We start from the raw sequence: 26,086 nt of genomic DNA on the forward strand, positions 1-26,086 counted from the left end.
ATAATCAGGAAGCCAGCATGACCGATCCCGTCGTTCCACCAAGCAAATCAAACCAAGCCCTCAGTTACCGCGATGCCGGTGTCGATATAGAAGCCGGCAACGCCCTTGTAGAACGAATTAAGCCGCTTGCCGCCAAAACCCGTCGATCTGGTGTGATGGCCGGATTAGGCGGGTTTGGCAGCCTGTTTGAACTGCCACTCGATAAATATAAAAAACCGGTTCTGGTTTCAGGAACGGATGGTGTCGGCACCAAATTACGACTGGCAATCGAGGCTGGAATACATGACACCATTGGTATTGATTTAGTTGCCATGTGTGTCAACGATATTGCGGTTCTTGGTGCGGAGCCTTTGTTCTTTCTGGACTATTATGCAACGGGCAAACTGAATATCGATGTCGCTACCGATGTAGTCAGCGGGATTGCAGAGGGTTGCCTGCAATCAGGCGCCGCTCTGGTTGGCGGAGAAACGGCTGAAATGCCAAGCATGTACCAGGATGGCGATTTTGATTTGGCGGGATTCTGTGTCGGTATTGTCGAAAAAGACAACATCATTGATGGCACACAGGTAAAAGCCGGTGATGCCATTATTGGGCTTGCCTCTTCTGGTCCACATTCCAATGGTTATTCACTGATCCGTAAAATTATTGAAGTCAGTAATGCTGACTTAACCATGCCGTTTGATGGCGCAACATTAGGCGAAAAGCTGCTGGCTCCAACCAGAATCTACGTTAAGTCATTATTGCAACTACATGAAAAAATTAACATTCATGCTTTGTCTCATATTACTGGTGGCGGCTTACTGGAAAATATCCCCCGAGTTTTGCCAGAGCATGTGACTGCTGTGATTGACAGCAAAAACTGGAAAAGACCTGCGGTATTTGACTGGCTGCAGCAGCAGGGAAATGTGGTTGATCGTGAAATGTACCGAACCTTCAATAATGGTATTGGCATGGTGGTTTGTGTCGCAGAAGAAGATGCTGATGCCACGGTTCAGATACTCACTGCATTAGGTGAAACAGCCATGCAAATTGGTCATATCGACGTCAGCAATACTGAAGAACAAGTCATTATTAAATGAGTAAAACCTTCAAACCTAAGTTCGTCATCCTGATTTCAGGTCGTGGCAGTAATATGCAGTCCATTATCAACGCAATTCAATCAGATGAGTTGGATGCTGAGGTCACCGCAGTCATCAGTAATCGACCAGATGCCGCTGGCTTAATGTTTGCCAGAAATGCCGGTATTGCTAATGAGATCCTGGATCATAAAAACTTCACTACCCGCGAAGCCTTTGATCAGGAGTTAATGCAGCTGATTGATTCTTTTGACCCCGACTATGTTGTGCTGGCAGGTTTTATGCGCATTCTCAGCAGGGAATTTGTCCAGCACTATGCCAATCGCCTGATTAATATACATCCTTCACTGTTACCCAAATTCAAAGGTATGCATACGCATAAACGAGCAATTGATGCCGGCGAGACGGAGCATGGTGCCTCCGTACATTTTGTTACCGAAGAATTAGATGCCGGCCCGGTCATTTTACAAGCCAAAGTCCCGGTTATGTCTGATGATACAGAAGAAACATTAGCAGCAAGAGTATTGCTCGAGGAACATAAGCTTTATCCCGATGCCTTAAGGTTGTTAATCCAACAACATCAGAGCTAATTACCCATGCGCTATTTTTTCGGTTTAATGTTGCTTTTACTGTCATCGATGTCATTTGCTCAGGGTCTGGATGACTATTCAGCTCACTATCAAATAGAAATGAACGGTCTGCAGGCAGGTGAGTTAACTCAGCAACTTGAAACCTTAACGGATGGACTGCATCGCTTTCGCTCAGTCACCAAAGCCAAAGGACTGGTTGCTGTTTTCAGACGTGATACCGTTAAAGAAACCAGCTTATGGACCCTGACCAAACAGCAGATTATTCCCCATCAATATCTTTATCAACGCAGCGGTGGCAAAAAGGATAAATACCTGCGTATGGATTTTGACTGGCAACAGAATTCAGTTCATATCGATGATAAGGTTCACCCATGGGATCTTGAAATCGATCCCAAAACATTGGAAAAACATATTTATCAGGTGCAACTTCGGTTGGATTTACTACAGGACCCCACTAAACAAGTCTTTAATTACGCAATCGCCGATGGTGGACGTATCAAACACTACCAGATTGAAAGACTGGAACCGGAAACAATCTCGACACCGCTAGGCAAAATAGCAACCGTTAAATTTAAACGGCAACGGGATCGCGATAGCGATAAAGATCGGGAAACGACATTATGGTGTGCACCAGAGCTGGATTATTTGCCGGTTAAACTTGAACATATCGAGAAAGACGGCACAAAATTCACTGCAATACTTCATGAACTGGATGGCATTTCAGATTCTGTATTTGTTCAGGACAATTAATCTTCTCGCTGATAACAGGAAAACGGATGAGCAAAAAACAATTTGAAATCATCGAACAAACAACCGCTTACAGCGGTTTTTTTAGTTTAAAAATTGTTTCAGTCAAACATACCCTTTATAAAGGTGGCTGGAGTGCTCCACTCACTCGTGAAGTATTTCACCGAGAAAATTGTGTTGCCGTATTACTTTATGATCCGCAAAAAGATGCCCTGGTGATTATCGAACAATTTCGTCCCGGTGCATTGCAGCTGGACGATGAACGTGTCTGGTTACTGGAAATTGTTGCCGGTGCGATTGAGCCGGGTGAAACACCTGAGTCTGTCGCCTATCGTGAAGCCGCTGAAGAATCCGGCTGTGAGATTTTAGAGATGATTAAAATCAACGAGTTTTTTACCTCACCCGGTGGCACTTCTGAACTATTGCATTTGTTTTGCGGACGTATTGATAGTACCCATATCGGTGGGTTGCACGGTTTAGATGAAGAAGATGAAGATATCGCCGTTAGTGTTTTATCATTTGATGAAGTCTATTCATTGCTGGAAGACGGTAAAATCATTTCGGCTATCCCGATTATTGCCATTCAATGGCTGGCATTACATAAGGATGAGTTGCGTCAGCGTTGGGCTTAAACGTTAAATTTCCAAGAATACTGCCAAAAGAATGTAACGGGTTATTCCAATGGCATAATACGGTAACTTGCTGAAATAGTATGAGATTGTCCAGGTGAAAGACTGATACTGTCATGAGCGGCATTTGCCGTTTCAACACAGACAAAATAATGATACGCATCATCAGTCATATCTTTCAGCGCCGTTACCCTTTCCCAGGGGTTCCAGACAATCGTGGTGCTGGATCCCGCACTCTCAACGATAATTCGGCGTGACCATTCAGTATCTTCAATAAACAGTTTTTCAGGACTGTTCAGATAAACCCTGTCGGTTTCGCCATTAAAAAGTATTTCGCCAGCTTGCAGTTTTTCACTGAAATTCTCGACTTTGTCGAGATAATGATGATTACTCAGCCCCCTTACCTGGGTTTTTTCTATATTACCTACCGCAAAATACGTATGTAACGCCTGAGAAATAACAAAACTTTCTTTATCAAGGTTTTCCGTGGTCAGAGAGAGTATGAGTTGCTCATCAATCACGATTGTCATTTTCAGCGCATATGCACAATGCCAAAGTATTTCATCCTGTGAATCGGGTGTTAATGACAGTATTAATTTAATGCCATCATTTTCAGTTTGCTGAACAGCGGTCAAATCCCAGATACGATTGCGCGCAAAACCATGTGCAGGTCGCCCCTTACCACTGGGATCATCACCAAACCAGGGCCAGCAAACGGGCACACCACCGCGAATTGCACGCCTGTCGCCATAGCGACTCAACTGGCTCAAAAACAAGAGATCATGTATTGCATCAGCTGGTCGATAAGATAAAACCTGAGCACCCTGAAGTGCTATTCGCGCTTTGGCACAAGGGGTATCAATATCGATCATCACACACCCGGAAGATCCCATGGAAAAGTCCAGGCGATCAGTTATGGCAAATTGTTGTTTTAATTGTTCGATAGTTTGCATGTATTTCTACGTCTGAAACAAAAAGACGGGCACAATGCCCGCCTTTGAGACTAAGTATTAAATCTAGCTTTTAGTGCTGGTGGCCGCCTTCACCATGAACATGTCCATGTTCCAGCTCTTCTGCACTCGGTTCACGCACTTCACGTATTTCTACATCAAAGTTCAGATGAACACCCGCCAGTGGGTGATTTCCGTCTACAGTAACAGTTTCATCGTTGATGGCAACGACAGTGACTAAAACCGGACCTTGCTCAGTTTCTGACTGGAACTGCATACCCACTTCAACTTTTTCAACACCACTGAACAATTCAGCAGGGACATCTTGTTTTAATGCTTCATGGCGTTCGCCATAAGCATTGGCTGGTTCAATACTGGCTTGAACTTTATCGCCAGTTTCTTTGCCCATCAGGGCATCTTCCAAACCAGGGATAATATTGCCTGCACCATGCAGATACGCCAGCGGGCCGGCACCTTCACTACTATCAATGACTGTGCCGCTGTTGTCGGTGAGCGTGTAGTCAATCACGACTACTTTATTGTCTGCAACTTTCATGGAAACTCCTTACATGTTTTGAATAACAGCTGCAGCATAATCACTACAACTCAACGCATCGACGCCAATAGCCTGAGCTAAATCACCGGTGACACGTGCATTTGAAATGGCGCCTGAGACGCCGGAAACGACCAGATCTGCCGCTTCGACCCAACCTAAATGCCGTAAAAGCATTTCGGCCGATAGGATTAATGATGACGGATTCGCATTATTTTTTCCAGCCAGGGCTGGTGCTGTGCCATGTGTTGCTTCAAACATCGCAACGGCATCCGCTAAATTTGCACCCGGTGAGATGCCGATTCCTCCAACCTGTGCGGCCAGAGCATCAGAAATATAATCTCCATTCAGATTCAATGTGGCAACCACATCATAATCTTTAGGATGTAACAGGATTTCCTGTAAAAAAGCATCGGCTATCGAGTCTTTGATAACGATTTTTTTACCGGTATTTGGATTTTTAAAGGTTTTCCAGGGACCACCATCCAGCGGTGTTGCACCAAACTCTTTCTCAGCAAGATCATAACCCCACTGTTTAAAAGCGCCTTCAGTGAACTTCATGATGTTTCCCTTATGTACCAGGGTCAACGAATCACGATCGTTGTCAATAACGTATTGGATAGCTTTGCGCACCAATCTTTCGGTACCTTCCTGTGAAACGGGTTTGATGCCGATACCGGATGTATCCGGGAATCGGATTTTGGTTACCCCCATTTCGTTCTGTAAAAAAGCAATGACTTTCTTTGCTTCAGCGCTTTCTGCAGGCCATTCAATACCGGCATAAATATCCTCAGAGTTTTCCCGGAAGATAACCATATCAATACTTTCAGGCGATTTTACCGGGCTCGGTGTACCTGGATAGTAACGAACCGGACGCTGACAAACATATAAATCCAGCGTTTGTCGCAATGCAACGTTCAAAGAGCGAATCCCCCCCCCCACCGGAGTCATTAACGGGCCTTTAATTGAGACAGAGTATTCTCTCAAAGCCTCAATGGTTTCTTCTGGAAGATACGTTTCTGTGCCATAGAGCTGTGTCGCTTTTTCACCGGCATAGACTTCCATCCAGGCAATTTTACGTTCGCCGCTATAAGCTTTGTATACTGCTGCATCAATCACATCAATCATGGCCGGCGTGATATCAACACCGATGCCATCACCTTCAATAAAAGGAATAATCGGTTGACTTGGTACATCTAATGAATAATCGGCATTAACGCCGATGGCTGCACCCTGTTCCGGTACACTAATGTGTTGATATGCCATGCACGGCTCCTGAAAATAAAAGTGGCATTTTACATGATCTCTGGCACTGATATAACCATGACCAAATTAATTGCTTTTAATAAACCCTACGATGTACTGACACAATTCAATGACAAAGACGGTCGAACAACGTTAAAAGATTACATTGATATAGCGGATGTCTACCCGGCTGGACGCCTGGATCGTGACAGTGAAGGATTATTATTGCTGACCGACGATGGCCGATTACAACATCATATCAGCGATCCGCGTCATAAATTAAGCAAAACATACTGGGCACAAGTGGAAAACATCCCGGATGCCTCTGCAATTAAACAATTGCAACAAGGCGTTCTGCTAAAAGATGGAGTGACTAAACCTGCAAAAGCTCGACTGATCGACCCACCTGAAGTATGGGAAAGACATCCACCAGTTCGTTTTCGGCAATCCATTCCCACCCAGTGGATTGAACTGCAAATCAGTGAAGGCAAAAACCGTCAGGTACGCCGGATGACCGCAGCCGTTGGTCATCCAACATTAAGATTGATCCGTGTCGCGATTGGTCAATGGCAATTAAATGATCTGCAACCGGGACAATGGTGCGAAGTTAATTTTCAGACCGTGATAAAATACGCCGATGATTTGGACTCCAAGAACCACCGTAGCCGCCGTAATAGAACGCGACCAGCAATTTCTGATGGTCGAGGAAATGATCGGCAGCGAACTCAAACTCAACCAGCCAGCCGGCCATCTCGAAGACGGCGAAAGCCTGGTTGAAGCCGTTATCCGGGAAACACTTGAAGAAACTGCCTGGCAGTTCATTCCTGAATCATTGATAGGTATTTATCGCTGGCGACATCAACAAACACAGAATACCTACATACGTTTCTGTTTTAGCGGAAGCCTTGGAGAACACCTTGATAGGCCATTGGATAGTGATATTCATCAGGCAGTTTGGCTGGATGCTCCCACCATCCAGCAACGGCGGGCACAATATCGCAGCCCTTTGGTCGAGCAGTGTCTACAGGACTATCTTTCCGGTAAGCGTTACCCACTTGATTTATTAGCTGATTAATTATGTCTGAACACAAAAAAATAGTCGTCGGTCTGTCCGGTGGTGTGGACTCCTCTGTCGCTGCGTTGTTACTGAAGCAACAAGGTTTCGATGTCGAAGGCCTGTTTATGAAAAACTGGGTCGACTATGCGGATGAAAGTGAATGTACGGTTGAAGAAGATCGTAAAGACGCACAATCCGTAGCCGGCAAAGTTGGTGTTATTTTTCACGAAGCCAATTTTGCTATGGAATACTGGGATTATGTATTCAAACATTTTCTTGAGGAGTACCAGGCAGGACGAACGCCTAACCCTGATATTTTGTGTAACCGTGAAATTAAATTTAAAGCTTTTTTGGATCACGCCATGGAATTGGGTGGTTATCTGATTGCAACCGGACATTACGCACGGGTCAGGGAGCGCGATGGAAAATTTCAGTTATTAAAAGGTCTCGACAACACCAAAGATCAAAGTTATTTCCTCTATACACTCGGTCAGGCACAACTATCCCGTACCCTTTTCCCTCTTGGAGAGTTACCAAAAACCGAGGTTCGTGAAATTGCTGAGAAAGCCGGTTTTATTAATCATGATAAAAAAGACAGCACTGGGATCTGCTTTATCGGTGAGCGCCGCTTCCGTGAGTTTCTCGGACGTTATATTCCAGCCCAGCCAGGTGAAATGCGCACCCCCGAGGGAGAAATTATTGGCGAACATTCAGGGTTAATGTATTACACCCTCGGCCAACGCCAGGGCCTTGGCATTGGTGGTCGTAAAAACAGCAGCGGTGAGCCCTGGTTTGTCGCAGGTAAAGATATGGAAAAGCGGATTTTATATGTTGTTCAAGGTGAACATGAGTGGCTTTACAGCACTAAACTGACCGCTGAGCAACTCTCGTGGGTGGCAGACGAAGCCCCGAAATTGCCATGTCGTGCCAGTGCCAAAACCCGCTATCGTCAACCAGATCAGTCCTGTCTCATCACTCAGGATCAACAGGGCAATATTCAGGTTGAATTTGATGAGCCACAACGCGCCGTCACGCCGGGACAATCTGTGGTGTTTTATCAGGATGATGTTTGCCTGGGTGGCGGCATTATTGTGGATACCAATGCGCCGGGGATGCATCCATGAGTCAGAGAACAATCATTCATGATCGGGTAATCGCCCTGTCCGCGGTAATGCAATCGGTTACGCTGGTTCAGCAGATTGCTGAAACAGGCCAGGTTGATAACGACGATATGCAAACCATGCTGCAAAGTTTACTGGTAATGGATGCACCGGATACGGAGACAGTTTATGGTGGTATCAGCAATTTAAAAACCGGTATTCGTCAGTTTAATAATCAGCTATCTAAACGTAAACAACCTGGCGATATCGTGGTGTTGCGCTATGCGATTGGCATTTTACATCTGGAGCGAAAGTTGCGTAAACGTCCAGCAATGCTGGATCTTATTACCCGTGAACTGGACCAGATTCCGCAGCAGATTGAGTATTTCGGCAGTATCACCAGCCCACAGGTCATTGCCCGTTTTGCCGATATCTATCAGCGTACGCTCAGTGAACTTACACCACGTATTCAGGTATTCGGTGATTCAGGATTTTTGCAACAAGCTGACAACGTCAATCGTATTCGAGCGTTATTATTAACTGGCATAAGAGCCGCGGTTTTATGGCAGCAGAAAGGTGGCCGGCGCTGGCAGTTTTTATTACAAAGTAATAAATTATTACAGGCAGCAACAGAATTACACGCTCAAACCTGAAAACTTTTAGTAAAACCCTGTCTTGTCCTAAATAAGGTTGACACTCTCCAATTGTCTTTATTGAAAAGTGTCAACCTTATTTAGGACGGGTCACCCATATAAAAAAGGGCTGTCATAACAGCCCTTTTTTGTTTCTGCACTTTACCAGATTAACTGGCTTTAGCACGCTGATAGTGTTCCAGCTCATTAAAGTTCAGATAACGGTATATCTCTTTTGCCATTGGCTGAATGCCGGCAACTTTTTCAAGATACTCTGCAACCGTTGGGATTCTTCCGAGACTGGCAACCACTGCCGCCAGTTCAGCTGAGGATAAATACACATCAGCACCATTACCCAGTCGGTTCGGGAAGTTTCTGGTTGAAGTTGACACTACAGTGGCATTATCAGCAACACGCGCCTGATTCCCCATACACAATGAACAACCCGGTGTTTCAGTACGAGCACCCACCCGGCCGAAAATGCTGTAAATCCCCTCTTCGGTCAGTTGATGCTGATCCATTTTGGTCGGTGGAGCGACCCATAGTTTGACCGGTAAATTACCCATTTTTTCCAGTACTTTTCCAGCCGCACGGTAATGACCGATATTGGTCATGCAGGAACCGATAAACACTTCATCAATGTTGGCTCCCGCCACTTCAGATAACGGTTTGATATCATCCGGATCATTCGGGCAAGCCAGTAATGGTTCTTTAATGTCATTTAAATCAATCTCGATAACTGCCGCATATTCCGCATCAGCATCCGGTTCAAGCAGCTGAGGATCAGCCAGCCAGACTTTCATGGCATCAATCCGACGTTGCAGGGTTCTGGCATCTTCATAACCTTCGGCAATCATCCATTCCATTAAAGAAATATTGGAAGTTAAAAACTCGATGATCGGTTCTTTATTCAATCTCACGGTACAACCGTTGGCACTACGTTCAGCAGAGGCATCTGATAACTCAAACGCCTGCTCAACTTTCAAATCCGGTAGGCCTTCAATTTCCAGTACTCGGCCATTAAAGATATTTTTCTTACCTTTCTTCTCAACCGTCAGCAAACCTTCCTGAATCGCTGCATAAGGAATGGCATTAACCAGGTCACGTAAGGTAATTCCCGGTTGCATTTCACCTTTAAAACGTACCAAAACGGATTCCGGCATATCTAAGGGCATAACACCCAGTGCTGCAGCAAATGCCACCAAACCTGAACCAGCCGGAAAACTGATACCGATCGGGAAACGGGTGTGTGAGTCACCACCGGTGCCGACGGTATCAGGCAAAATCATCCGGTTTAACCAAGAATGTATAACGCCATCACCGGGACGCAGTGAAACGCCGCCACGGGTACTGATAAACTCTGGTAATTCGTGTTGCAGTTTTATATCCACCGGTTTTGGATAAGCTGCGGTATGACAGAAAGACTGCATCACCAAATCAGACGAAAATCCAAGACAGGCTAATTCTTTCAACTCATCACGGGTCATGGCACCCGTTGTATCCTGGGAGCCAACAGTGGTGACTTTGGGTTCACAGTAAGCACCGGGACGCACACCTTCCACACCACAGGCAACACCAACCATCTTCTGCGCCAGTGTAAAACCTTTGTCACTGTGGACAGGTTCAACGGGACGTTTGAAGACCTCTGAGGGAGGCATTCCCAATGTTTCGCGGGCTTTATCGGTTAAACCACGACCAATAATCAAAGGAATACGACCACCGGCACGCACTTCATCAGCAATAGTGGTCGGCCGTAAAGTGAACTCAGAAACCACGTCACCGGCTTCATTATAAATTTTGCCTTCATAAGGTTTGATGGTAATGACATCCCCCATCTCTAACTTATCGACATTACATTCGATCGGCAAAGCACCCGAATCTTCTGCCGTGTTAAAGAATATTGGCGCAATATTATTTCCTAAAATGACACCACCCTGTCGTTTATTAGGCACAAATGGTACATCGTTGCCCATATGCCAGAGCACAGAATTAATGGCAGATTTACGTGATGAACCCGTTCCGACGACATCGCCGACATAAGCCAGTGGATAGCCTTTTTCTTTCAGAGTAATAATGTTCTCTAATGCGCCGGGCATTTTGCTGACCAGCATGGCTTTGGCATGCAAGGGAATATCCGGACGACTCCATGCCTCAGTCGCAGGTGATAAATCATCGGTGTTAGTTTCACCCGGAACCTTAAATACAGTGAGGGTTATCGATTCGGGAAGAATGGGTTTGGAAAGAAACCATTCGGCCTCAGCCCAGGATTGCAGAATGCGTTTTGCATATGAATTGGTTTCTGCCTTTTCCACAACATCATGGTAAGCGTCATAGACCATGACAATTTTGGATAAGGCTAACTGCGCCGCCTCCGCAGTTTCATCTAAATCCAGTAATTCGATTAACGGCTGAATGTTATAGCCGCCCATCATTGTGCCAAGCAATTCAGTGGCATGAACCGGTGTTATCAAATCACATTGGGCTTCCTGCTTGGCAATAGCGGCTAAAAAACCTGCTTTTACGTAGGCCGATTTGTCTACACCCGGTGGAACGCGGTGAATTAACAACTCAAGTAATACTTCTCTATCACTGTTTTGAGGTTGTTTAAGCCCTTCAATAATGTCAGACACCTGTTTTGCATCCAACGGTAAAGGCGGTAAACCCTCAGCAGCACGCTCTTCAACATGTTTTTGATATTCTTGCAGCACGAAAACGCTCCGAAGTTGAAACTAAGATGGGCGCTATTTTAACGCAAATTCACAAATCAAACTGAATCAAATCCAGAAACAGGGCCGAGTTCTGCTATAATTTCGGCCAATTTTCAGCTTATTTTTAATGGAGTTTTCATGGAATTAACTGCTCTTACTGCCATCTCACCGGTTGATGGCCGTTATGCCGATAAAACAAAGGCTTTGCGCCCCTATTTCAGTGAGTATGGTTTGCTGCGCGCCCGTGTTGAGGTCGAGTGCCGTTGGTTACATTTACTCGGCGCCAATGCTGATATTCATGAAGTCCCTAAATTAAGCGAAACAGCTGAACAATTTCTTAACGATTTAATGACTAACTTTTCGGTTGAGGATGCTGCTGAAATCAAGGCGATCGAGCGGGAAACCAACCATGATGTCAAAGCCGTTGAATACTTTATCAAACGTAAATTCAAACACAATGCCGAACTGGATGCCGTAAATGAGTTTGTGCATTTTGCCTGTACTTCAGAAGATATCAATAATACGGCCTATGGCATTATGCTTAAAAACGCCCGAGAACAGGTTATCCTGCCAGAAATGGACACGTTGATTGGCGCACTGAAGAAACTGGCTCTGGAGCAGGCTGAAACACCGATGATGTCACGTACTCATGGTCAACCGGCCTCTCCGACAACTCTGGGTAAAGAATTAGCGAATGTAGTAAAACGCCTGGAGCTGCAGCGTACCCATGTCGCTGCCGTATTGTTATACGGAAAAATGAACGGTGCGGTTGGTAACTACAATGCCCACTATGCGGCTTATCCAAATGTTGACTGGCCCATGATGGCGAATGCATTTGTCACTGGACTGGGACTGCGCTGGAACAAATACACTACTCAGATTGAACCGCATGATTATGTCGCCGAACTTTTCCAGGCGATGATTCGTTTTAATACCGTTTTAATTGATTTTTGCCGCGACGTATGGAGCTATATATCAATCGGCTATTTCAAACAACGAACCGTAAAAGGTGAAATCGGTTCTTCGACCATGCCGCATAAGGTTAATCCGATTGATTTTGAGAATGCTGAAGGCAACCTGGGTATAGCCAATGCAACCTTTGATCATATGGCCATGAAACTGCCTGTTTCACGCTGGCAGCGTGATCTGACGGATTCAACCGTTTTACGGAATATCGGTGTGGGTTTTGCCCACTCCTTGCTGGCTTACAGCTCGGCACTTAAAGGTATCAGCAAACTGGAAGCCGCCCCGGAAGTAATGGCAGCGGATTTGGATGCTAACTGGGAATTGCTGGCGGAACCAATTCAAACCGTTATGCGTCGATATGGCATTGAGAATCCTTATGAAAAACTCAAGGAATTAACCCGTGGACAGCGAGTTAATAAACAAATAATGCATGATTTTATCGATACACTTGAGTTACCAGATGCTGTGAAGTTTGCATTGAAAGACATGTCACCAGCGAGCTACATCGGTAATGCCATTGAACAGGCGAAAAACTGCTAAATGACTGAGCATTCCACTAATGACCATTCCAATCAAATCATCGTGTTTGATGGTAAACATGAGGCAGCTGCTGCTGCCCTCACATTGGTGGAATCGGCTCAACGGGAAATCTGTTTTTTGGGTAGTAATCTGGAAGCAGTATTACTTGATCAGCCAGCTGTAATCGAAGTCATCAAAAAACTTTGTATTAAAAGTGCACGCACCCGAATCCGCTTTTTAGTGGATGAAACGCAGAGCAGTATGACGAATTCTCATCGACTGTTGCCACTTATTTCCAGGCTGACCAGTTCGATCAGTCTGAATATCCTGTCAGAGAAGCACCAGCGTCCCAAAAATATCGTCATACTGGTGGATGATTCCAGCTATTTACGTTGTCTTAATAATCAACGTTATCTGGGACAGGCAAATTTGCACGATCCCCTGACGGTACGTGAACTCAAACAACAGTTTGAGGAATACTGGGATCACAGCACTGCCGATGTGACCACAAGGCGATTACACTTATGAAAATGTTCTGGTCGATATGTTTTATCTGTCTGGCATTGCCGGCTTTTGCCGATCAGATCAGAACGATTCAGCTGCAGCATCGTCTTGCAGCAGAAATATTACCGATGATTGAACCCATGATAGATAATTACACCACTATTAATGGGCACGATAATCTGTTGATTATAAAAAGTTCGTCACAGAGTTTTAATGAGATTGAACAACTGGTCAAGCAGCTGGATAGCAGAGTGCAAAGTCTGACTGTCACGGTGTTGCGAACCCAGCAACAAATTAACGATGAACGTTTTTCCAATGATCAGTTAAATATTGATTTAGAAAATCCTAAGAATTCATCGCTAGAGATAAATCGCTGGTCAACCAAAAACAGTCGTGAACGGGATCAGCAATATCAGGCGCGTGGTATTGCCGGACAGCCTATCGATATTCAAATGGGTCGTGCTGTTGCCGATAATCAGCAACAACTTATTTTTTATCCGCATGGTGGAATCGCTGTGCAGGAGTCGACTCAGTATATTCAGCTGGATAACGGCTTTCAGGCAAGAGTCAATATTCTCGGCAATCAACAAGCCCGGGTCGATATTTTCCCGTTGTTCTCTGAAATGCATCGTAATGGTGATATCACCTCAACCAGTCTGTTAACCACAGTAAATGGTCCGGTCAATCAATGGATATTGATCGGCCAGATTGGTGAACAGCAACGTCAGCAACAAAATGCAAAAACCTATCGCAGTCATCAAGATGAACAACAATGGCTGTATCTTAAAATCGAACTTAACTGAGTACTTTTCCGAAAAAATGGATATAAAAGAAGCGATTCAAACTCGTCGCTCGGTCAAACATTATGACCCGGCACATCAAATGACCGAAGCAGAAATAAACGAATTGATGGAACATGCCATCCTGTCACCCACTGCGTTTAATATTCAGCACTGGCGGTTTGTCCATGTACAGGACGCTGAAAAACGCCAACAGATTCTGGAAGCCGCCTGGGGACAGGCGCAGGTTGTAGACGCCTCTATGTTACTGGTGCTATGTGCCGATTTGAATGCATGGGAAAAACAACCTGAACGCTATTGGCAGCATGCGCCTGAAGCCGCACAGAAAGCCATTTTGCCTGCCATTGAGAATTACTACACCAATCATCATCAGGGCCAACGTGATGAATGCGTGCGTTCAGCCAGCATCGCGGCAATGAATATCATGTTAATGGCAAAGGGTATGGGTTATGACACTTGCCCGATGGATGGTTTTGATTTTGATAAAGTAGCCCGCATCATCAATCTGCCTCACGACCACATTATTGTGATGATGATTACGGTGGGCAAGAAACTGGAAGATGCACGCCCCCGAGCAGGACAATTACCGCTCGAGGAAGTGTTTTTTACCGATAGTTTTTAATCAGATCAGATAACCGGCGGGGGCGCATCACACACATTATTGCGCCCGCTTCGTTTAGCCAGATACACCGCACGATCGACCCGTTGCAGAAAGCTGTCGACGCCCTCGCCGCGTACATAACGAGCCACCCCGAATGACATGGTTATCATCCCCAGTGGTTCATGGGTATCTTTTCGCTGAATACGTTTACTGGCAAGATCCTGACGTATCGTTTCAGCAAGGTTACGGGCATTTTGCATACTGGTATTTGGCAAAATAACAGCAAATTCCTCACCGCCATATCGCGCAACCAAATCACGCCCTTTCAAAGATTTCTTCATTAATTCAGCAATTACTCTTAACACTTGATCACCCACCAACTGACCATGTTTTTCGTTAATAACGCTGAACATGTCCACGTCAGTAAAAATGACAGAAACATCCATGCCATTCTGATCCGCATCCAGAGTCATTTTATTGATGAGCTCGTCGAAGTGCTTACGATTGGCTAAACCAGTCAAACTGTCGGTTATCGCTTCTCGTCGGGAATCACTTAATTCTTTCTTCAATGCAGCAACTTCGGTCATTGCACCGTTTAACTGCTCATTGAGTAATTCACCTGAAGAAACAGCCAACCGGGTTTCAATCAGTACTTCTTCGATAAGTGTATGTAGTTGCTGCCGGTTTAAATCCGGTTGCAGGCGACTCAGCATGCTTTGTAAATGACTGTTGCTACGATCTGTAGTGGTCACACCTGTGTAGACGTAATTCAACACCTGTTTAAGTAAACGCGCCAGCTCCTGGCGCATTTCAAACATCGCAGCACGATCCTTATCGTCATCAAAAAACTGCTCGTATAACAAATGGCTTTGTTGAGCAGTCAGTTTTCCTGTCATGCCGATTTCGTTATCTACAGCTTCGGTCAAAGCGAGATTGGTACCGGAAACATACTCAAACCATAGCGCATAATTTGCCGGCGTCGGAGCAATGTCAAATTGTTTCATTTTAGAGAGCGCTAATCGCATCCATTCTGCTGTTCGCTCATCATGCTCGCTGTATTTCATAATTACTCCGGCAAAGTCCGCATGCCTATTTTTTCTTCTTCCCTGCTATTTTCAATCGTAGCGCATTCAGTTTAATAAACCCTTCTGCATCTTTCTGATCATAGGCACCTGCATCATCTTCAAATGTAGCAATTGATTCATCAAACAGACTGTCTGTAGCAGATTGTCTACCCACTACTATTACATTCCCTTTATACAATTTGATTCTGACATCACCGTTCACGTTAGTCTGTGATGCATCTATCATTGTCTGCATCATCAGACGTTCCGGAGCCCACCAGTAACCGTTATAAATCATACTGGCATAACGAGGCATCAATTCATCCTTCAAGTGAGCAACTTCACGATCCAACGTCAGTGATTCGATGGCACGATGCGCTTTTAACATGACTGTGCCGGCAGGGGTTTCATAGCAACCGCGGGATTTCATACCGACATAACGATTTTCAACAATATCTAATCGTCCAACACCGTTTTCACCAGCAACCTTATTCAGATACGTCATCACTTGTGCAGGCGTCATACGCTCACCATTAATGGCAACGATGTCGCCTTTTTCATAGCTGAGTTCCAGATAAGTCGGTTTATCCGGTGCATTTTCAGGCGAAATAGACCAGCGCCACATGCTTTCTTCCGCTTCAGCCCATGGATCCTCAAGAATGCCGCCTTCATAGGAGATATGCAGCAAGTTGGCATCCATTGAGTAAGGTGATTTTTTACCTTGTTTCATTTCCACTGGAATACCATGCTTTTCGGCATAATCCAGCAGTTTTTGACGCGATAACAAATCCCATTCACGCCAAGGGGCGATGACTTTAATGTTTGGATTCAGGCCATAGGCACCCAATTCAAAACGTACCTGATCATTGCCTTTACCTGTGGCGCCGTGCGAGACCGCTTCGGCACCCGTTTGTGCCGCAATTTCAACCAGCCGTTTAGCAATTAACGGCCGGGCAATCGAAGTACCTAACAGGTATTCACCCTCATATATGGCATTGGCACGGAACATCGGGAACACATAATCACGGGCAAATTCTTCACGCAAATCTTCAATATAAATTTCTTTGATGCCCAGAGATTGCGCCTTGGCGCGCGCCGGCTCGACTTCTTCACCTTGACCAAGATCGGCTGTAAAGGTCACCACTTCACATTGATATTTATCCTGCAGCCATTTAAGAATAACGGAAGTATCCAGACCACCTGAATAGGCTAGAACGACTTTTTTGATGTCAGACATAAGTGGGGAAATCCTGTATCGAAGAATGTAAAAAAGAATGCGTTATTGTATCAAAATCCACGTAAAGCAAGCACTTCTCTTGCCGCCTGACGTTTATCTCCTTTGCAGCTGATAGTCCGCGGAGCATCAAGAAATTTCAATGTAAAGCCAAGTTCACGGTAGAGTTTTTTAATGTTATCTGTAGCCTGATTGGACAGCACTACAGGCCCATTGTGATTGGCCAGCCATTCGGCTAACCGAACTTGATCATCCCAGTCAAAACCCTGCTGGGAATATTGTCGAAAAGGTACATCGTAAGGTGGATCAGCATAAATGAAATCATTTGGCTTGATGTCGATCTGAGCAAAATCCGTATTGCTGAACTCCCATTTATTCAGCACCGATTGGTAAGACGCAAAGTCGCTGACATAATTAATCGTTTTATAACGTCCAAAAGGTACGTTATAACCGCCGCTTTTATTAAAACGGCATAAACCGTTATAACCAGTGCGATTCAGATAATAAAACAACTGAGCACGTTCGGCATCGGTATGTGCTGCAATATCATTGAACTGTTTACGGTACTGGTAATAAAGCTGCTCATCATTTGCCAGTGGTAAATCGATTGTCAAACCTTGCTGCAATTGTTGATAAAAATTGATCAGCGCCGGATTTAAATCATTCAGTAATGCCTTATCAGGATTTAGCCCTAACGCCACAGACAAGCCACCACAAAACGGTTCTACCAGACGATAATCAGGAAACTGTTTCCACAAATCGCGTAATCTGGGAATTAACCAGCGTTTACCACCAGCCCATTTCAATGGCGGTTTAAGCAAAGAAGCTTCTCTGGTCATAGCTGAATTGTCACCGATCGATTCCGCTGCATGAAAAGCAGTTCATTACTGATTGCTGAGTTGAGATTATCTATCCGTTCGGAAGCTGAATCGGCCCCGAACGGATAGTCTGATATTACTTGGAATGCAATGTTTTGCGTGGCGGCATCAGATCGGTAATATTGCCCTCTGCCATTTCCGCTGCAAACGCAAAAGTCTCTGACAAAGTAGGATGCGGATGAATGGTTAAACCAATATCTTCTGCATCAGCGCCCATTTCAAGCGCCAATACCGCCTCGGCGATTAACTCACCGGCATTTGGTCCAACAATACCGGCACCAAGTAAACGACCAGTTTCTTTGTCAAACAAGGCTTTGGTGAGTCCTTCATCACGATCCACACTCAAGCTACGGCCACTGGCTGCCCAAGGAAACGCACCTTTAACATACTCGATGCCCTGCTTTTTAGCGTCATCTTCACTCAATCCCATCCAGGCAACTTCCGGATCGGTATAAGCCACAGAAGGAATCGTCATGGGATCAAAAGCCACTTTTTTACCGGCGATATGCTCTGCTGCCACTTTGCCTTCATGCGTCGCTTTATGCGCCAGCATAGGTTGGCCGACAATGTCACCAATCGCATAAATATGAGGCACGTTGGTCTGCATCTGCTGATTGACTTCAATAAAGCCATAATCATCGACGTTCACACCAGCAGCTTCTGCATTAATCAATTTACCGTTGGGTGAACGGCCTACTGCCACCAGAATTTTGTCATACGTTTGCGGTTCCGGTGCTTTGTCACCTTCAAACGTGACTTTCAAGCCGGATTTAAGCGCATCAATTTTGCTGATTTTGGTTTTCAGATAAATCGCTTTGTACTGTTTCTGAATATGGTTATGCAACGGTTTGACCAGATCCTTATCCGCGCCGGGAATCAGACTGTCCTGTAATTCGACAACACTGATTTCAGAACCCAGAGCGTTGTATACCGTTGCCATTTCCAGACCGATAATACCGCCACCAATCACCAGCAGTTTTTTGGGAATATCTTCCAATTCCAATGCATCGGTGGAATCCATCATCCGTGGATCATCATTGGGGAAGACAGGAATTTTCGTTACACGTGAACCCGCAGCAATAATACAATTTTCAAAACTGATGGTTTTATCGCCATCTTCTGTCTTGACCTGCATTAAATTGGTACTGGAGAACTGTGCTTCACCATGTACCACAGCCACTTTACGTTGCTTGGCCAACGCTGATAATCCACCAGTCAGCTTGGAAACAATTCCGTCTTTCCAATCTGCGACTTTGCGAATATCAATTTTCGGCGCACCAAAGGTCACACCATTATCAGCGATATGTCTCGCTTCATTAATAACGTGAGCGGTATGCAATAGAGCTTTTGAAGGAATACAACCAACATTCAGACACACACCGCCAATACGTTGATGACGTTCAATCAATATCACCTGCTTGCCTAAGTCTGCTGCACGGAATGCCGCGGTATAACCGCCAGGACCAGAGCCCAGTACAACGACTTCGGCATGCATATCGGCATCGGTTGGGATGTCCTTTTTAGCAACCGGTGCTGCATTGGATTTTTCAGCAGGTTTTTCTGTTTCCGTGTCAGCAGGTTTAGCAGCTTCAGTTTTCGTTTCTGCCGCTTTATCTTCTGCGGCGGAATCTGCTTCGGTTTCCAGCGTCAGAATCACATCACCCTGAGCAACTTTATCACCCACTTTGACTTTCAATGACTTGATGACACCAGCATCAGAGCTAGGGATTTCCATTGCGGCTTTATCAGATTCCAGCGTGATAATGTCTTGATTCGCGGTGACTGACTCTCCTTCTGAAACCAGGATTTCAATAATTTCAACCGCATCAAAATCGCCGATATCCGGAACTTTGACTTCAATCAAACTCATAACAAGACCTTTCTGATATCCGATAACATCTGATTCAACATCACAGTGAATCGAGCACCTGCTGCACCATCAATCACCCGATGGTCGTATGAAATAGACAGTGGCAACATCAAACGAGGTTCAAATTCCTTGCCATTCCACACCGGTTTCATCTGGTGGCGACTCACCCCCAGAATAGCGACTTCAGGTGCATTGACAATCGGGGTAAAGAATTGACCGCCAATACCTCCTAGACTGGAAATAGAAAAGGTCCCACCCTGTAAATCTTTCGCTGTTAAGGTTCCTTCACGCGCACGGACACTGATTTCACCCAGTTCACCGGCCAGTTCCAGGAAGCCTTTTTTATCGACATCCCGAATAACCGGAACCATCAAACCATTGGGTGTATCTACTGCTACACCGATGTTGTAATACTTTTTGTAAATCAGGCTTTGTTTATCTTCGCTTAACGAGGCGTTAAATTCCGGATACTGTCGCAGGCAGGCGACAACTGCTTTCATAATGAACACCAACGGCGTCAGACTGACACCCTTCTTGGCAGCCATTTCTTTATTTTCCTGACGGAATTCTTCCAGCTCAGTGATATCGGCTTCATCAAATTGCGTTACATGTGGAATATTCAACCAGCAAGCATGCAGATGTTTGCCGGAAATTTTCTTGATGCGTGACAGTTCTTTGCTTTCAATTTCACCGAACTGTTCAAAGTTGACTACAGGAACAGATGGGATTCCGGCACCGTCGGCTGCTTTTGGTGCTGGTGCATTCATGACCTGTTTAACAAAGTTTTGGACATCTTCTTTGGTAATACGGCCTTTTTGTCCACTACCGACAACCGCAGCCAAAGGCACACCTAATTCACGAGCAAACTGTCTTACAGATGGTGAGGCATGTGAAGGTTTTTTAGCTGAACCGGTATCCGGTGCATAAGGCAATGTTTCAGTTCTTTCTGGCTCAGGATTCGCTACTGTAGGTGTCGGTGCCGGTTTACTCTCAGCCGCAGCAGGTTTTTCTTTCTCTGCTGGTTTACTTTCTGCTGCTTTTTCAGCCGGCTTTTCGTTTTCTTCAGCGCCGGCATCAGAAGATTCAATCAAGGCAATAACTGAACCTTCACTGACCTTATCACCGACTTTGACTTTCATTTCCTTGATTGTACCGCTTAGCGATGATGGAATTTCCATCATCGCTTTATCGGATTCAATGGTGATCACTTCCTGATCAGCATTGATTGAATCACCTTCAGCAACTAATACTTCAATGATTTCAACGCTATCAAAATCACCAATGTCCGGGACTTTTAATTCGATTAAATCTGCCATGTTTTAAACCTTAACTGGATTCGTTGCGTCAGCATCAATTTTGTATTGCTTAATAGCTTTTGCAACCACATCGTATTTAACAGCACCTTCATCAGCCAATGCACTGAGGGTGGCGACAACCACGTGATATCGATCCACTTCGAAGAAGCTGCGCAATCTTTCACGGGTATCACTGCGACCAAAGCCATCGGTACCCAGTACAACATAACGCTGTTTGATCCAGGGACGTAATTGCTCCGCATACAGACGCATGTAATCTGTGGAAGCCACTACAACGCCCTCCTGGTCATCCAGGCATTGTGAAATATAGCTGGTTTTTTTCTCAGCAGTTGGATGCAGACGGTTATAACGATCCACATCCATACCATCCCGAACCAGTTCATTCACACTGGTCGCACTCCACACATTGGCAGAAACATTCCAGTCTTTTTCCAGCATTTCAGCAGCTGCTTCCACTTCACGGAGAATAGTGCCGCTACCGAGAAGCTGCGCTTTAATCTTGTGTTTGCCACCTGATTTAAGCTTATAGAGACCTTTGATAATGCCCTCTTCCACACCTTTTGGCATAGCAGGATGGGTATAGTTTTCATTCATCGCGGTGATGTAATAAAACACGCCTTCCTGTTGTTCATACATTCGGCGCATGCCTTCATGTACGATGATAGCCATTTCATAAGCATAGGTCGGATCATAGCTGATGCAGTTAGGAATGGTGTTTGCCAGAATCAGACTGTGTCCATCCTGATGCTGCAAACCTTCACCGTTCAGTGTTGTACGGCCTGCAGTACCACCGATCAGGAAACCTTTGGCCTGGATATCACCGGCCAACCAGCACAAATCACCTACACGCTGGAAACCAAACATCGAGTAATAGATATAGAACGGCACCATATTAACGTTGTAGTTTGAATACGCCGTGGCCGCAGAAACCCACTCGGACATTGAACCGGCTTCGTTAATACCTTCCTCCAGGATCTGGCCTTTGGTATCTTCGCGATACCACATGACTTTTCCGGAATCTTCGGGTTCGTACATCTGGCCGGAAGATGAATAAATACCGATAGAACGGAACAGACCTTCCATACCAAAGGTACGCGCTTCATCCGGCACGATTGGTACGATGTTTTTACCGATTTTCTTATCACGAATTAATGCGGTAATTATTCGTACAAAGGCCATCGTAGTAGATAACTCACGATCCCCACTGTCTTTTAGTACTGCATCAAAAATGCTTAATGGCGGAAGTTCCAGTGCCGGAGCACTATGGCTGCGTTTAGGAATAAACCCACCCAGCTCTTTTCGACGTTCCAGCAGATATTTTTTCTCTTCACTGTCATCATCCAGTTTGATATACGGAATTTCTTCGATTTCATCGTCTGGAATGGGGATATTGAAACGGTCACGGAAGCGTTTCATGTGCTCCAGTTCCATTTTCTTCTGCTGGTGAGTCGTGTTCTGACCTTCACCCGCCTGACCCAGTCCATACCCTTTAACGGTTTTCGCCAGGATAACAGTGGGTTGCCCCTGATGGTCCACTGCACGTTTATAAGCGGCATAAATCTTACGCGGATCGTGGCCGCCACGACTCAAGTGCCAGATATCCTCATCGGTCATATCTGAAACCATATCCAGCAGCTCAGGGTATTTACCAAAGAAATGCTTACGTACATAAGCACCATCTTTTGCTTTGTAATTCTGGTATTCGCCGTCGACGACTTCTTCCATGCGTTTCAGCAACAAGCCTTTGGTATCCCTTGCCAGTAATTGATCCCAACCACTGCCCCAGATAACTTTTAATACATTCCAGCCAGCACCACGGAATAAAGCTTCAAGTTCCTGGATTATTTTGCCATTACCACGAACCGGACCGTCAAGACGTTGCAGGTTGCAGTTGACAACAAAGATCAGATTATCGAGTTTTTCACGACCAGCCAGTGTAATAGCGCCTAAAGATTCCGGCTCATCCATCTCACCATCGCCCAGATACGCCCATACATGGCGACCTGATGTTTTGGCGATTTCGCGATGATGCATGTATTTCATGAATCGCGCTTGATAGATGGAAAGAATTGGACCAAGGCCCATTGAAACGGTGGGGAACTGCCAGTAATCTGGCATTAACCATGGATGCGGATAGGAAGACAACCCCTTACCATCGACTTCAAAGCGGAAATTATCCAATTGGTCTTCCGTCAGACGGCCTTCCAGGAAAGATCGAGCATAGATGCCCGGTGCAGAGTGACCCTGAACAAACACCATATCGGCGCCTTCTTCATGGTTATCACCTCTGTAGAAATGATTAAACCCTACATCATAAAGTGTTGCCGCAGATGAGAAGCTCGCAATATGTCCGCCGACAGCACCGGGTTTCATATTGGCCTTAACCACCATCGCCATTGCGTTCCAACGGATATACGATCTGAGCTTATGCTCCATTGCCTGATCACCAGGAATGCGTTCCTGTTGATCCACCGGAATGGTATTTACGTATGCGGTATTAGCACTATAAGGCAGATTGACACCACTACGGCGGGCCTTATCAATGAGTTTTTCAATAATGTAATGGGCTTTTTCGTCACCGGCCGCTTCAAGCACAGACTCCAGAGCGTCCAACCATTCTTGCGTTTCTTGTGGATCGTGATCGACAAAATCAGTCATATATACCTTCTTAAATCTCAACGCGATAAATTACAGCCGCACATTGTAACAGTTTTTGTTTAATTCACACTCAGATGCGAGGACAAAAGCCTGCTACAGCGCCATTCTGGCAAGAAAATCAAAACCTTGTGGAAAAATTAAATACTGAAAAAAAGCCGTAAAAGCCAATGAAATTGGCTTCAGGAACCTGCTACCTGATGACGCCGACGCTGGCTAAACACTCTGAATCCCAACAACAGGATAGCAATCAATAAATAAATTAACGGCTCGGTTTTATCTTGCTTGACCAGCATATAAAAATGCACACAAGAAAGCACGACAATCAGATAAATTAAGTAATGCAGTTTTTTCCAGCGACGCCCCCCTAACCTCTTTATCATCTTATCAGTAGACGTTATCGTTAATGGAATGAGCAGGATAAAGCTGATAAACCCGATGGTAATGAAGGGACGCTTGACAATATCCAGCCATATTTCATGCAGATCAAAAAACTGATCCAGTCCAAGATACAACAGCATATGCAGGCTGGCATAAAAGAACGCAAACAAACCCAACATGCGGCGAAATCGGATAAATTCATTGATTCCTGTGAGCTTGCGTAAAGGTGATATGAATAATGTCACCATAATAAACCGTAATGCCCATACGCCTGTATCACGGGTAATGGCTTCAATGGGGTTAGCTCCCAATTGATCCGATATCAGTGCATAGCTCAGCCAGAATAAAGGTAGTAATGAGATACTGAAAACCAGTATTTTCAGCCCGGCAACATGCTTTCTCATTAGAAATAGCGTTTCAGATCCATGCCGTTGTACAACGCTGCGACTTCTTCACCATAACCGTTAAACATAAGCGTTTCACGTTTGAGGAATTCGCCAATACGTCTTTCGCGACGTTGACTCCAGCGTGGATGGTTTACATCCGGGTTCACATTGGAATAAAAACCGTATTCACCTGCATTAGCCTGCACCCAGGCCGTTAACGGCATTTCTTCTACAAAGCGAATTCGTACAATCGATTTGATACTTTTAAAACCATATTTCCAGGGCACGACCAGACGAATCGGTGCACCATTCTGACCAGGCATTTCCCGGCCATATAACCCCACGGCAAGTAATGTCAACGGATGTATTGCCTCATCAATTCGCAAGCCTTCAAGGTAGGGCCAGTTTAAAACCCGGCGACGCTGACCCGGCATTTGCTCGGGATCATACAATGTCGTAAATTCAACAAATTTGGCTTTGGAGTTGGGTTGTGCCTGTTTTAAAAGCTCCGCTAATGGAAATCCCACCCAGGGAATGACCATCGACCAGCCTTCCACACAACGTAGACGATAAATCCGTTCTTCCAGGCTTTGCGCTTGAATCAGTTCGTTATAGTCATATTTTCCCGGCTTGTCGCATTCACCATCAATCGTCACTATCCAGGGCTCACTGCGATCCGGAAAATCAGCGGCTAACGCCGATGGTGATTCTTTATCGGTGCCAAATTCATAGAAATTATTGTATGTCGTAATGGATTCATAGGTGGTGAGCTTTTCATCAGTAGAAAAACTACTTTTTCCGAGATTGTCAAAAGATTCACCTGTCGGCGCTTTTGCTGCAAAACTTAGCGGCATGGCACTTGCTGCCGCCAATCCGGCTGCACCATTGATAAATTGTCGGCGATTCAGATAGACCTTATAGTCAGTGACTTCAGATTCAGGAATATCCCAGGAATGTTTTTTACGAATCCACATGATTCACCTCATTGGGTTTAAAGCGTTTGGCCAACCAGTAATCCACACTGATATATCGACCAGCCCCGATAAAAAATAATGTCAGCAACATAACAAAGTACGTTGCAGCAAACTCGATACCATTATTGAGTACAACCAGACTGCCATGTTCCGTCAGCCAGCTATAATTTCCATGTTCCTGCAGGATAGATTTCGCACGATCTAACCGTTCGATTGCCGCCGGAGCATTTTCCGCAGCAAAGGCACTCATCGGATCGTGAATCGCCTGCCAGCCGTTCTTCCAATGCACACTGAAAGCCGCAACCAGCATCGTTATCATTAACGGAATACTGACCCAGCGCACTGCCAGACCCAGTAATAACAGAATGGCACCAAAATATTCAGCCCCCCAGGCCAGATAGGCCATCAGTTCAGGAAACGGTAAACCCAGGCCCCAATCCGGATTGGCAAACCAGTCAATGGTATTCTGTAAAGAACTGTCAGGATTAAAGGGGTTCCATTTGTTATTGGCAGCTACCCAGAATACCGGTATCAAGTAAGCTCTCAATAACAAGGGTGCCAGAAAATCTACGTTTCGAGTGGTATTCAATAAATGCTGCAGACTAGCGATGAATTTAACCATTTTTATAACCTCTCAGAGGAAAACAGGGG

The 26,086-nt window shown here is 45.2% G+C and carries 25 protein-coding genes; 12 read left to right on the forward strand and 13 right to left on the reverse strand.

The window, feature by feature from the left end:
* The first annotated feature begins 17 nt into the window (after positions 1-17).
* From purM to B2337_RS09705, 4 genes are read left to right on the forward strand one after another with little or no spacing between them, the layout of a single operon-like run.
* Complete coding sequence (gene purM / locus B2337_RS09690) at positions 18-1,079, forward strand: phosphoribosylformylglycinamidine cyclo-ligase (protein WP_292415124.1); 1,062 nt, start codon at positions 18-20, stop codon at positions 1,077-1,079.
* Complete coding sequence (purN, locus tag B2337_RS09695; protein ID WP_292415125.1) at positions 1,076-1,666, forward strand: phosphoribosylglycinamide formyltransferase; 591 nt, start codon at positions 1,076-1,078, stop codon at positions 1,664-1,666. The genes purM and purN overlap by 4 nt, the downstream gene beginning before the upstream one ends.
* Before the next feature lie 6 nt (positions 1,667-1,672).
* A complete protein-coding gene (locus tag B2337_RS09700; RefSeq protein WP_292359311.1) occupies positions 1,673-2,416 on the forward strand; it encodes a DUF3108 domain-containing protein in 744 nt (247 codons plus the stop codon).
* Between the two features lie 26 nt (positions 2,417-2,442).
* Positions 2,443-3,045, forward strand: a complete 603-nt coding sequence (locus tag B2337_RS09705) for an NUDIX domain-containing protein (protein WP_292415127.1) — start codon at positions 2,443-2,445, stop codon at positions 3,043-3,045.
* Between the two features lie 41 nt (positions 3,046-3,086).
* On the opposite strand, the gene B2337_RS09710 is transcribed toward B2337_RS09705, so the two are convergent.
* From B2337_RS09710 to icd, 3 genes are all read right to left on the reverse strand, one after another.
* Positions 3,087-3,995 carry a D-hexose-6-phosphate mutarotase gene (locus tag B2337_RS09710; protein WP_292415128.1) on the reverse strand — a complete coding sequence of 303 codons (909 nt, stop codon included), beginning with the start codon at positions 3,993-3,995 and terminating at the stop codon, positions 3,087-3,089.
* 70 nt (positions 3,996-4,065) lie between these two features.
* Positions 4,066-4,548, reverse strand: coding sequence for an FKBP-type peptidyl-prolyl cis-trans isomerase (locus tag B2337_RS09715; RefSeq protein WP_292359305.1), 483 nt, complete (start codon positions 4,546-4,548; stop codon positions 4,066-4,068).
* A 9-nt stretch (positions 4,549-4,557) separates the two neighbouring features.
* Positions 4,558-5,811 (reverse strand): NADP-dependent isocitrate dehydrogenase, encoded by a 1,254-nt coding sequence (icd, locus tag B2337_RS09720; protein ID WP_292359303.1) that lies wholly within the window; start codon positions 5,809-5,811, stop codon positions 4,558-4,560.
* A 57-nt stretch (positions 5,812-5,868) separates the two neighbouring features.
* Here icd and B2337_RS09725 point away from each other — a divergent pair, with 57 nt between their 5' ends.
* The 4 genes from B2337_RS09725 to hflD are packed head-to-tail and all read left to right on the forward strand — an operon-like array spanning position 5,869 to position 8,600.
* Positions 5,869-6,567: a pseudouridine synthase gene (locus tag B2337_RS09725; RefSeq protein ID WP_292359301.1), complete on the forward strand. Its 699-nt coding sequence runs from the start codon at positions 5,869-5,871 to the stop codon at positions 6,565-6,567.
* The gene (locus B2337_RS09730; RefSeq protein WP_292415129.1) at positions 6,488-6,865 is read left to right on the forward strand and encodes an NUDIX hydrolase; all 378 of its coding nucleotides are present in this window, start codon (positions 6,488-6,490) and stop codon (positions 6,863-6,865) included. The genes B2337_RS09725 and B2337_RS09730 overlap by 80 nt, the downstream gene beginning before the upstream one ends.
* Before the next feature lie 2 nt (positions 6,866-6,867).
* Positions 6,868-7,971: a tRNA 2-thiouridine(34) synthase MnmA gene (gene mnmA, locus B2337_RS09735; RefSeq protein ID WP_292415130.1), complete on the forward strand. Its 1,104-nt coding sequence runs from the start codon at positions 6,868-6,870 to the stop codon at positions 7,969-7,971.
* Positions 7,968-8,600, forward strand: coding sequence for a high frequency lysogenization protein HflD (hflD, locus tag B2337_RS09740; protein WP_292415131.1), 633 nt, complete (start codon positions 7,968-7,970; stop codon positions 8,598-8,600). The genes mnmA and hflD overlap by 4 nt, the downstream gene beginning before the upstream one ends.
* Positions 8,601-8,749: 149 nt before the next feature.
* Here the strand turns inward: hflD and acnB are convergent, their stop codons facing one another.
* Positions 8,750-11,287 (reverse strand): bifunctional aconitate hydratase 2/2-methylisocitrate dehydratase, encoded by a 2,538-nt coding sequence (gene acnB / locus B2337_RS09745; protein WP_292415132.1) that lies wholly within the window; start codon positions 11,285-11,287, stop codon positions 8,750-8,752.
* Between the two features lie 138 nt (positions 11,288-11,425).
* Between acnB and purB the strand changes: the two genes are divergently transcribed.
* From purB to B2337_RS09765, 4 genes are read left to right on the forward strand one after another with little or no spacing between them, the layout of a single operon-like run.
* Entirely contained in the window at positions 11,426-12,793 is a 1,368-nt protein-coding gene (purB, locus tag B2337_RS09750) for an adenylosuccinate lyase (protein WP_292359283.1), read from the forward strand.
* Positions 12,794-13,300, forward strand: coding sequence for a hypothetical protein (locus B2337_RS09755; protein WP_292359282.1), 507 nt, complete (start codon positions 12,794-12,796; stop codon positions 13,298-13,300).
* A complete protein-coding gene (locus B2337_RS09760) occupies positions 13,297-14,079 on the forward strand; it encodes a secretin N-terminal domain-containing protein (RefSeq protein ID WP_292415133.1) in 783 nt (260 codons plus the stop codon). The genes B2337_RS09755 and B2337_RS09760 overlap by 4 nt, the downstream gene beginning before the upstream one ends.
* A 16-nt stretch (positions 14,080-14,095) precedes the next feature.
* On the forward strand, positions 14,096-14,698 hold the full coding sequence (locus B2337_RS09765; protein ID WP_292359279.1) for a nitroreductase family protein: 603 nt from the start codon (positions 14,096-14,098) through the stop codon (positions 14,696-14,698).
* Positions 14,699-14,703: 5 nt separating this feature from the next.
* Here B2337_RS09765 and B2337_RS09770 read toward each other — a convergent pair whose 3' ends face one another.
* From B2337_RS09770 to B2337_RS09810, 9 genes are all read right to left on the reverse strand, one after another.
* Positions 14,704-15,741, reverse strand: coding sequence for a GGDEF domain-containing protein (locus B2337_RS09770; RefSeq protein WP_292359277.1), 1,038 nt, complete (start codon positions 15,739-15,741; stop codon positions 14,704-14,706).
* Between the two features lie 25 nt (positions 15,742-15,766).
* Positions 15,767-16,978 (reverse strand): argininosuccinate synthase, encoded by a 1,212-nt coding sequence (locus B2337_RS09775; protein ID WP_292415135.1) that lies wholly within the window; start codon positions 16,976-16,978, stop codon positions 15,767-15,769.
* 50 nt (positions 16,979-17,028) lie between these two features.
* Positions 17,029-17,814 carry a DNA adenine methylase gene (locus B2337_RS09780; protein WP_292359275.1) on the reverse strand — a complete coding sequence of 262 codons (786 nt, stop codon included), beginning with the start codon at positions 17,812-17,814 and terminating at the stop codon, positions 17,029-17,031.
* Positions 17,815-17,929: 115 nt separating this feature from the next.
* Positions 17,930-19,723, reverse strand: coding sequence for a dihydrolipoyl dehydrogenase (gene lpdA, locus B2337_RS09785; RefSeq protein ID WP_292415136.1), 1,794 nt, complete (start codon positions 19,721-19,723; stop codon positions 17,930-17,932).
* Entirely contained in the window at positions 19,720-21,039 is a 1,320-nt protein-coding gene (aceF, locus tag B2337_RS09790) for a dihydrolipoyllysine-residue acetyltransferase (RefSeq protein WP_292359273.1), read from the reverse strand. The genes lpdA and aceF overlap by 4 nt, the downstream gene beginning before the upstream one ends.
* 3 nt (positions 21,040-21,042) lie before the next feature.
* On the reverse strand, positions 21,043-23,697 hold the full coding sequence (gene aceE / locus B2337_RS09795) for a pyruvate dehydrogenase (acetyl-transferring), homodimeric type (RefSeq protein ID WP_292415137.1): 2,655 nt from the start codon (positions 23,695-23,697) through the stop codon (positions 21,043-21,045).
* 179 nt (positions 23,698-23,876) lie between these two features.
* Complete coding sequence (locus B2337_RS09800) at positions 23,877-24,479, reverse strand: sulfite oxidase heme-binding subunit YedZ (RefSeq protein WP_292415138.1); 603 nt, start codon at positions 24,477-24,479, stop codon at positions 23,877-23,879.
* Positions 24,479-25,435: a protein-methionine-sulfoxide reductase catalytic subunit MsrP gene (gene msrP / locus B2337_RS09805; protein WP_292415139.1), complete on the reverse strand. Its 957-nt coding sequence runs from the start codon at positions 25,433-25,435 to the stop codon at positions 24,479-24,481. Before msrP ends, B2337_RS09800 begins: the two co-directional genes overlap by 1 nt.
* Complete coding sequence (locus tag B2337_RS09810) at positions 25,422-26,057, reverse strand: DoxX family protein (RefSeq protein ID WP_292359268.1); 636 nt, start codon at positions 26,055-26,057, stop codon at positions 25,422-25,424. The genes msrP and B2337_RS09810 overlap by 14 nt, the downstream gene beginning before the upstream one ends.
* Positions 26,058-26,086: the final 29 nt, after the last annotated feature.

The organism is Methylophaga sp. UBA3192 (assembly GCA_002363955.1).
Lineage (GTDB): Bacteria > Pseudomonadota > Gammaproteobacteria > Nitrosococcales > Methylophagaceae > Methylophaga.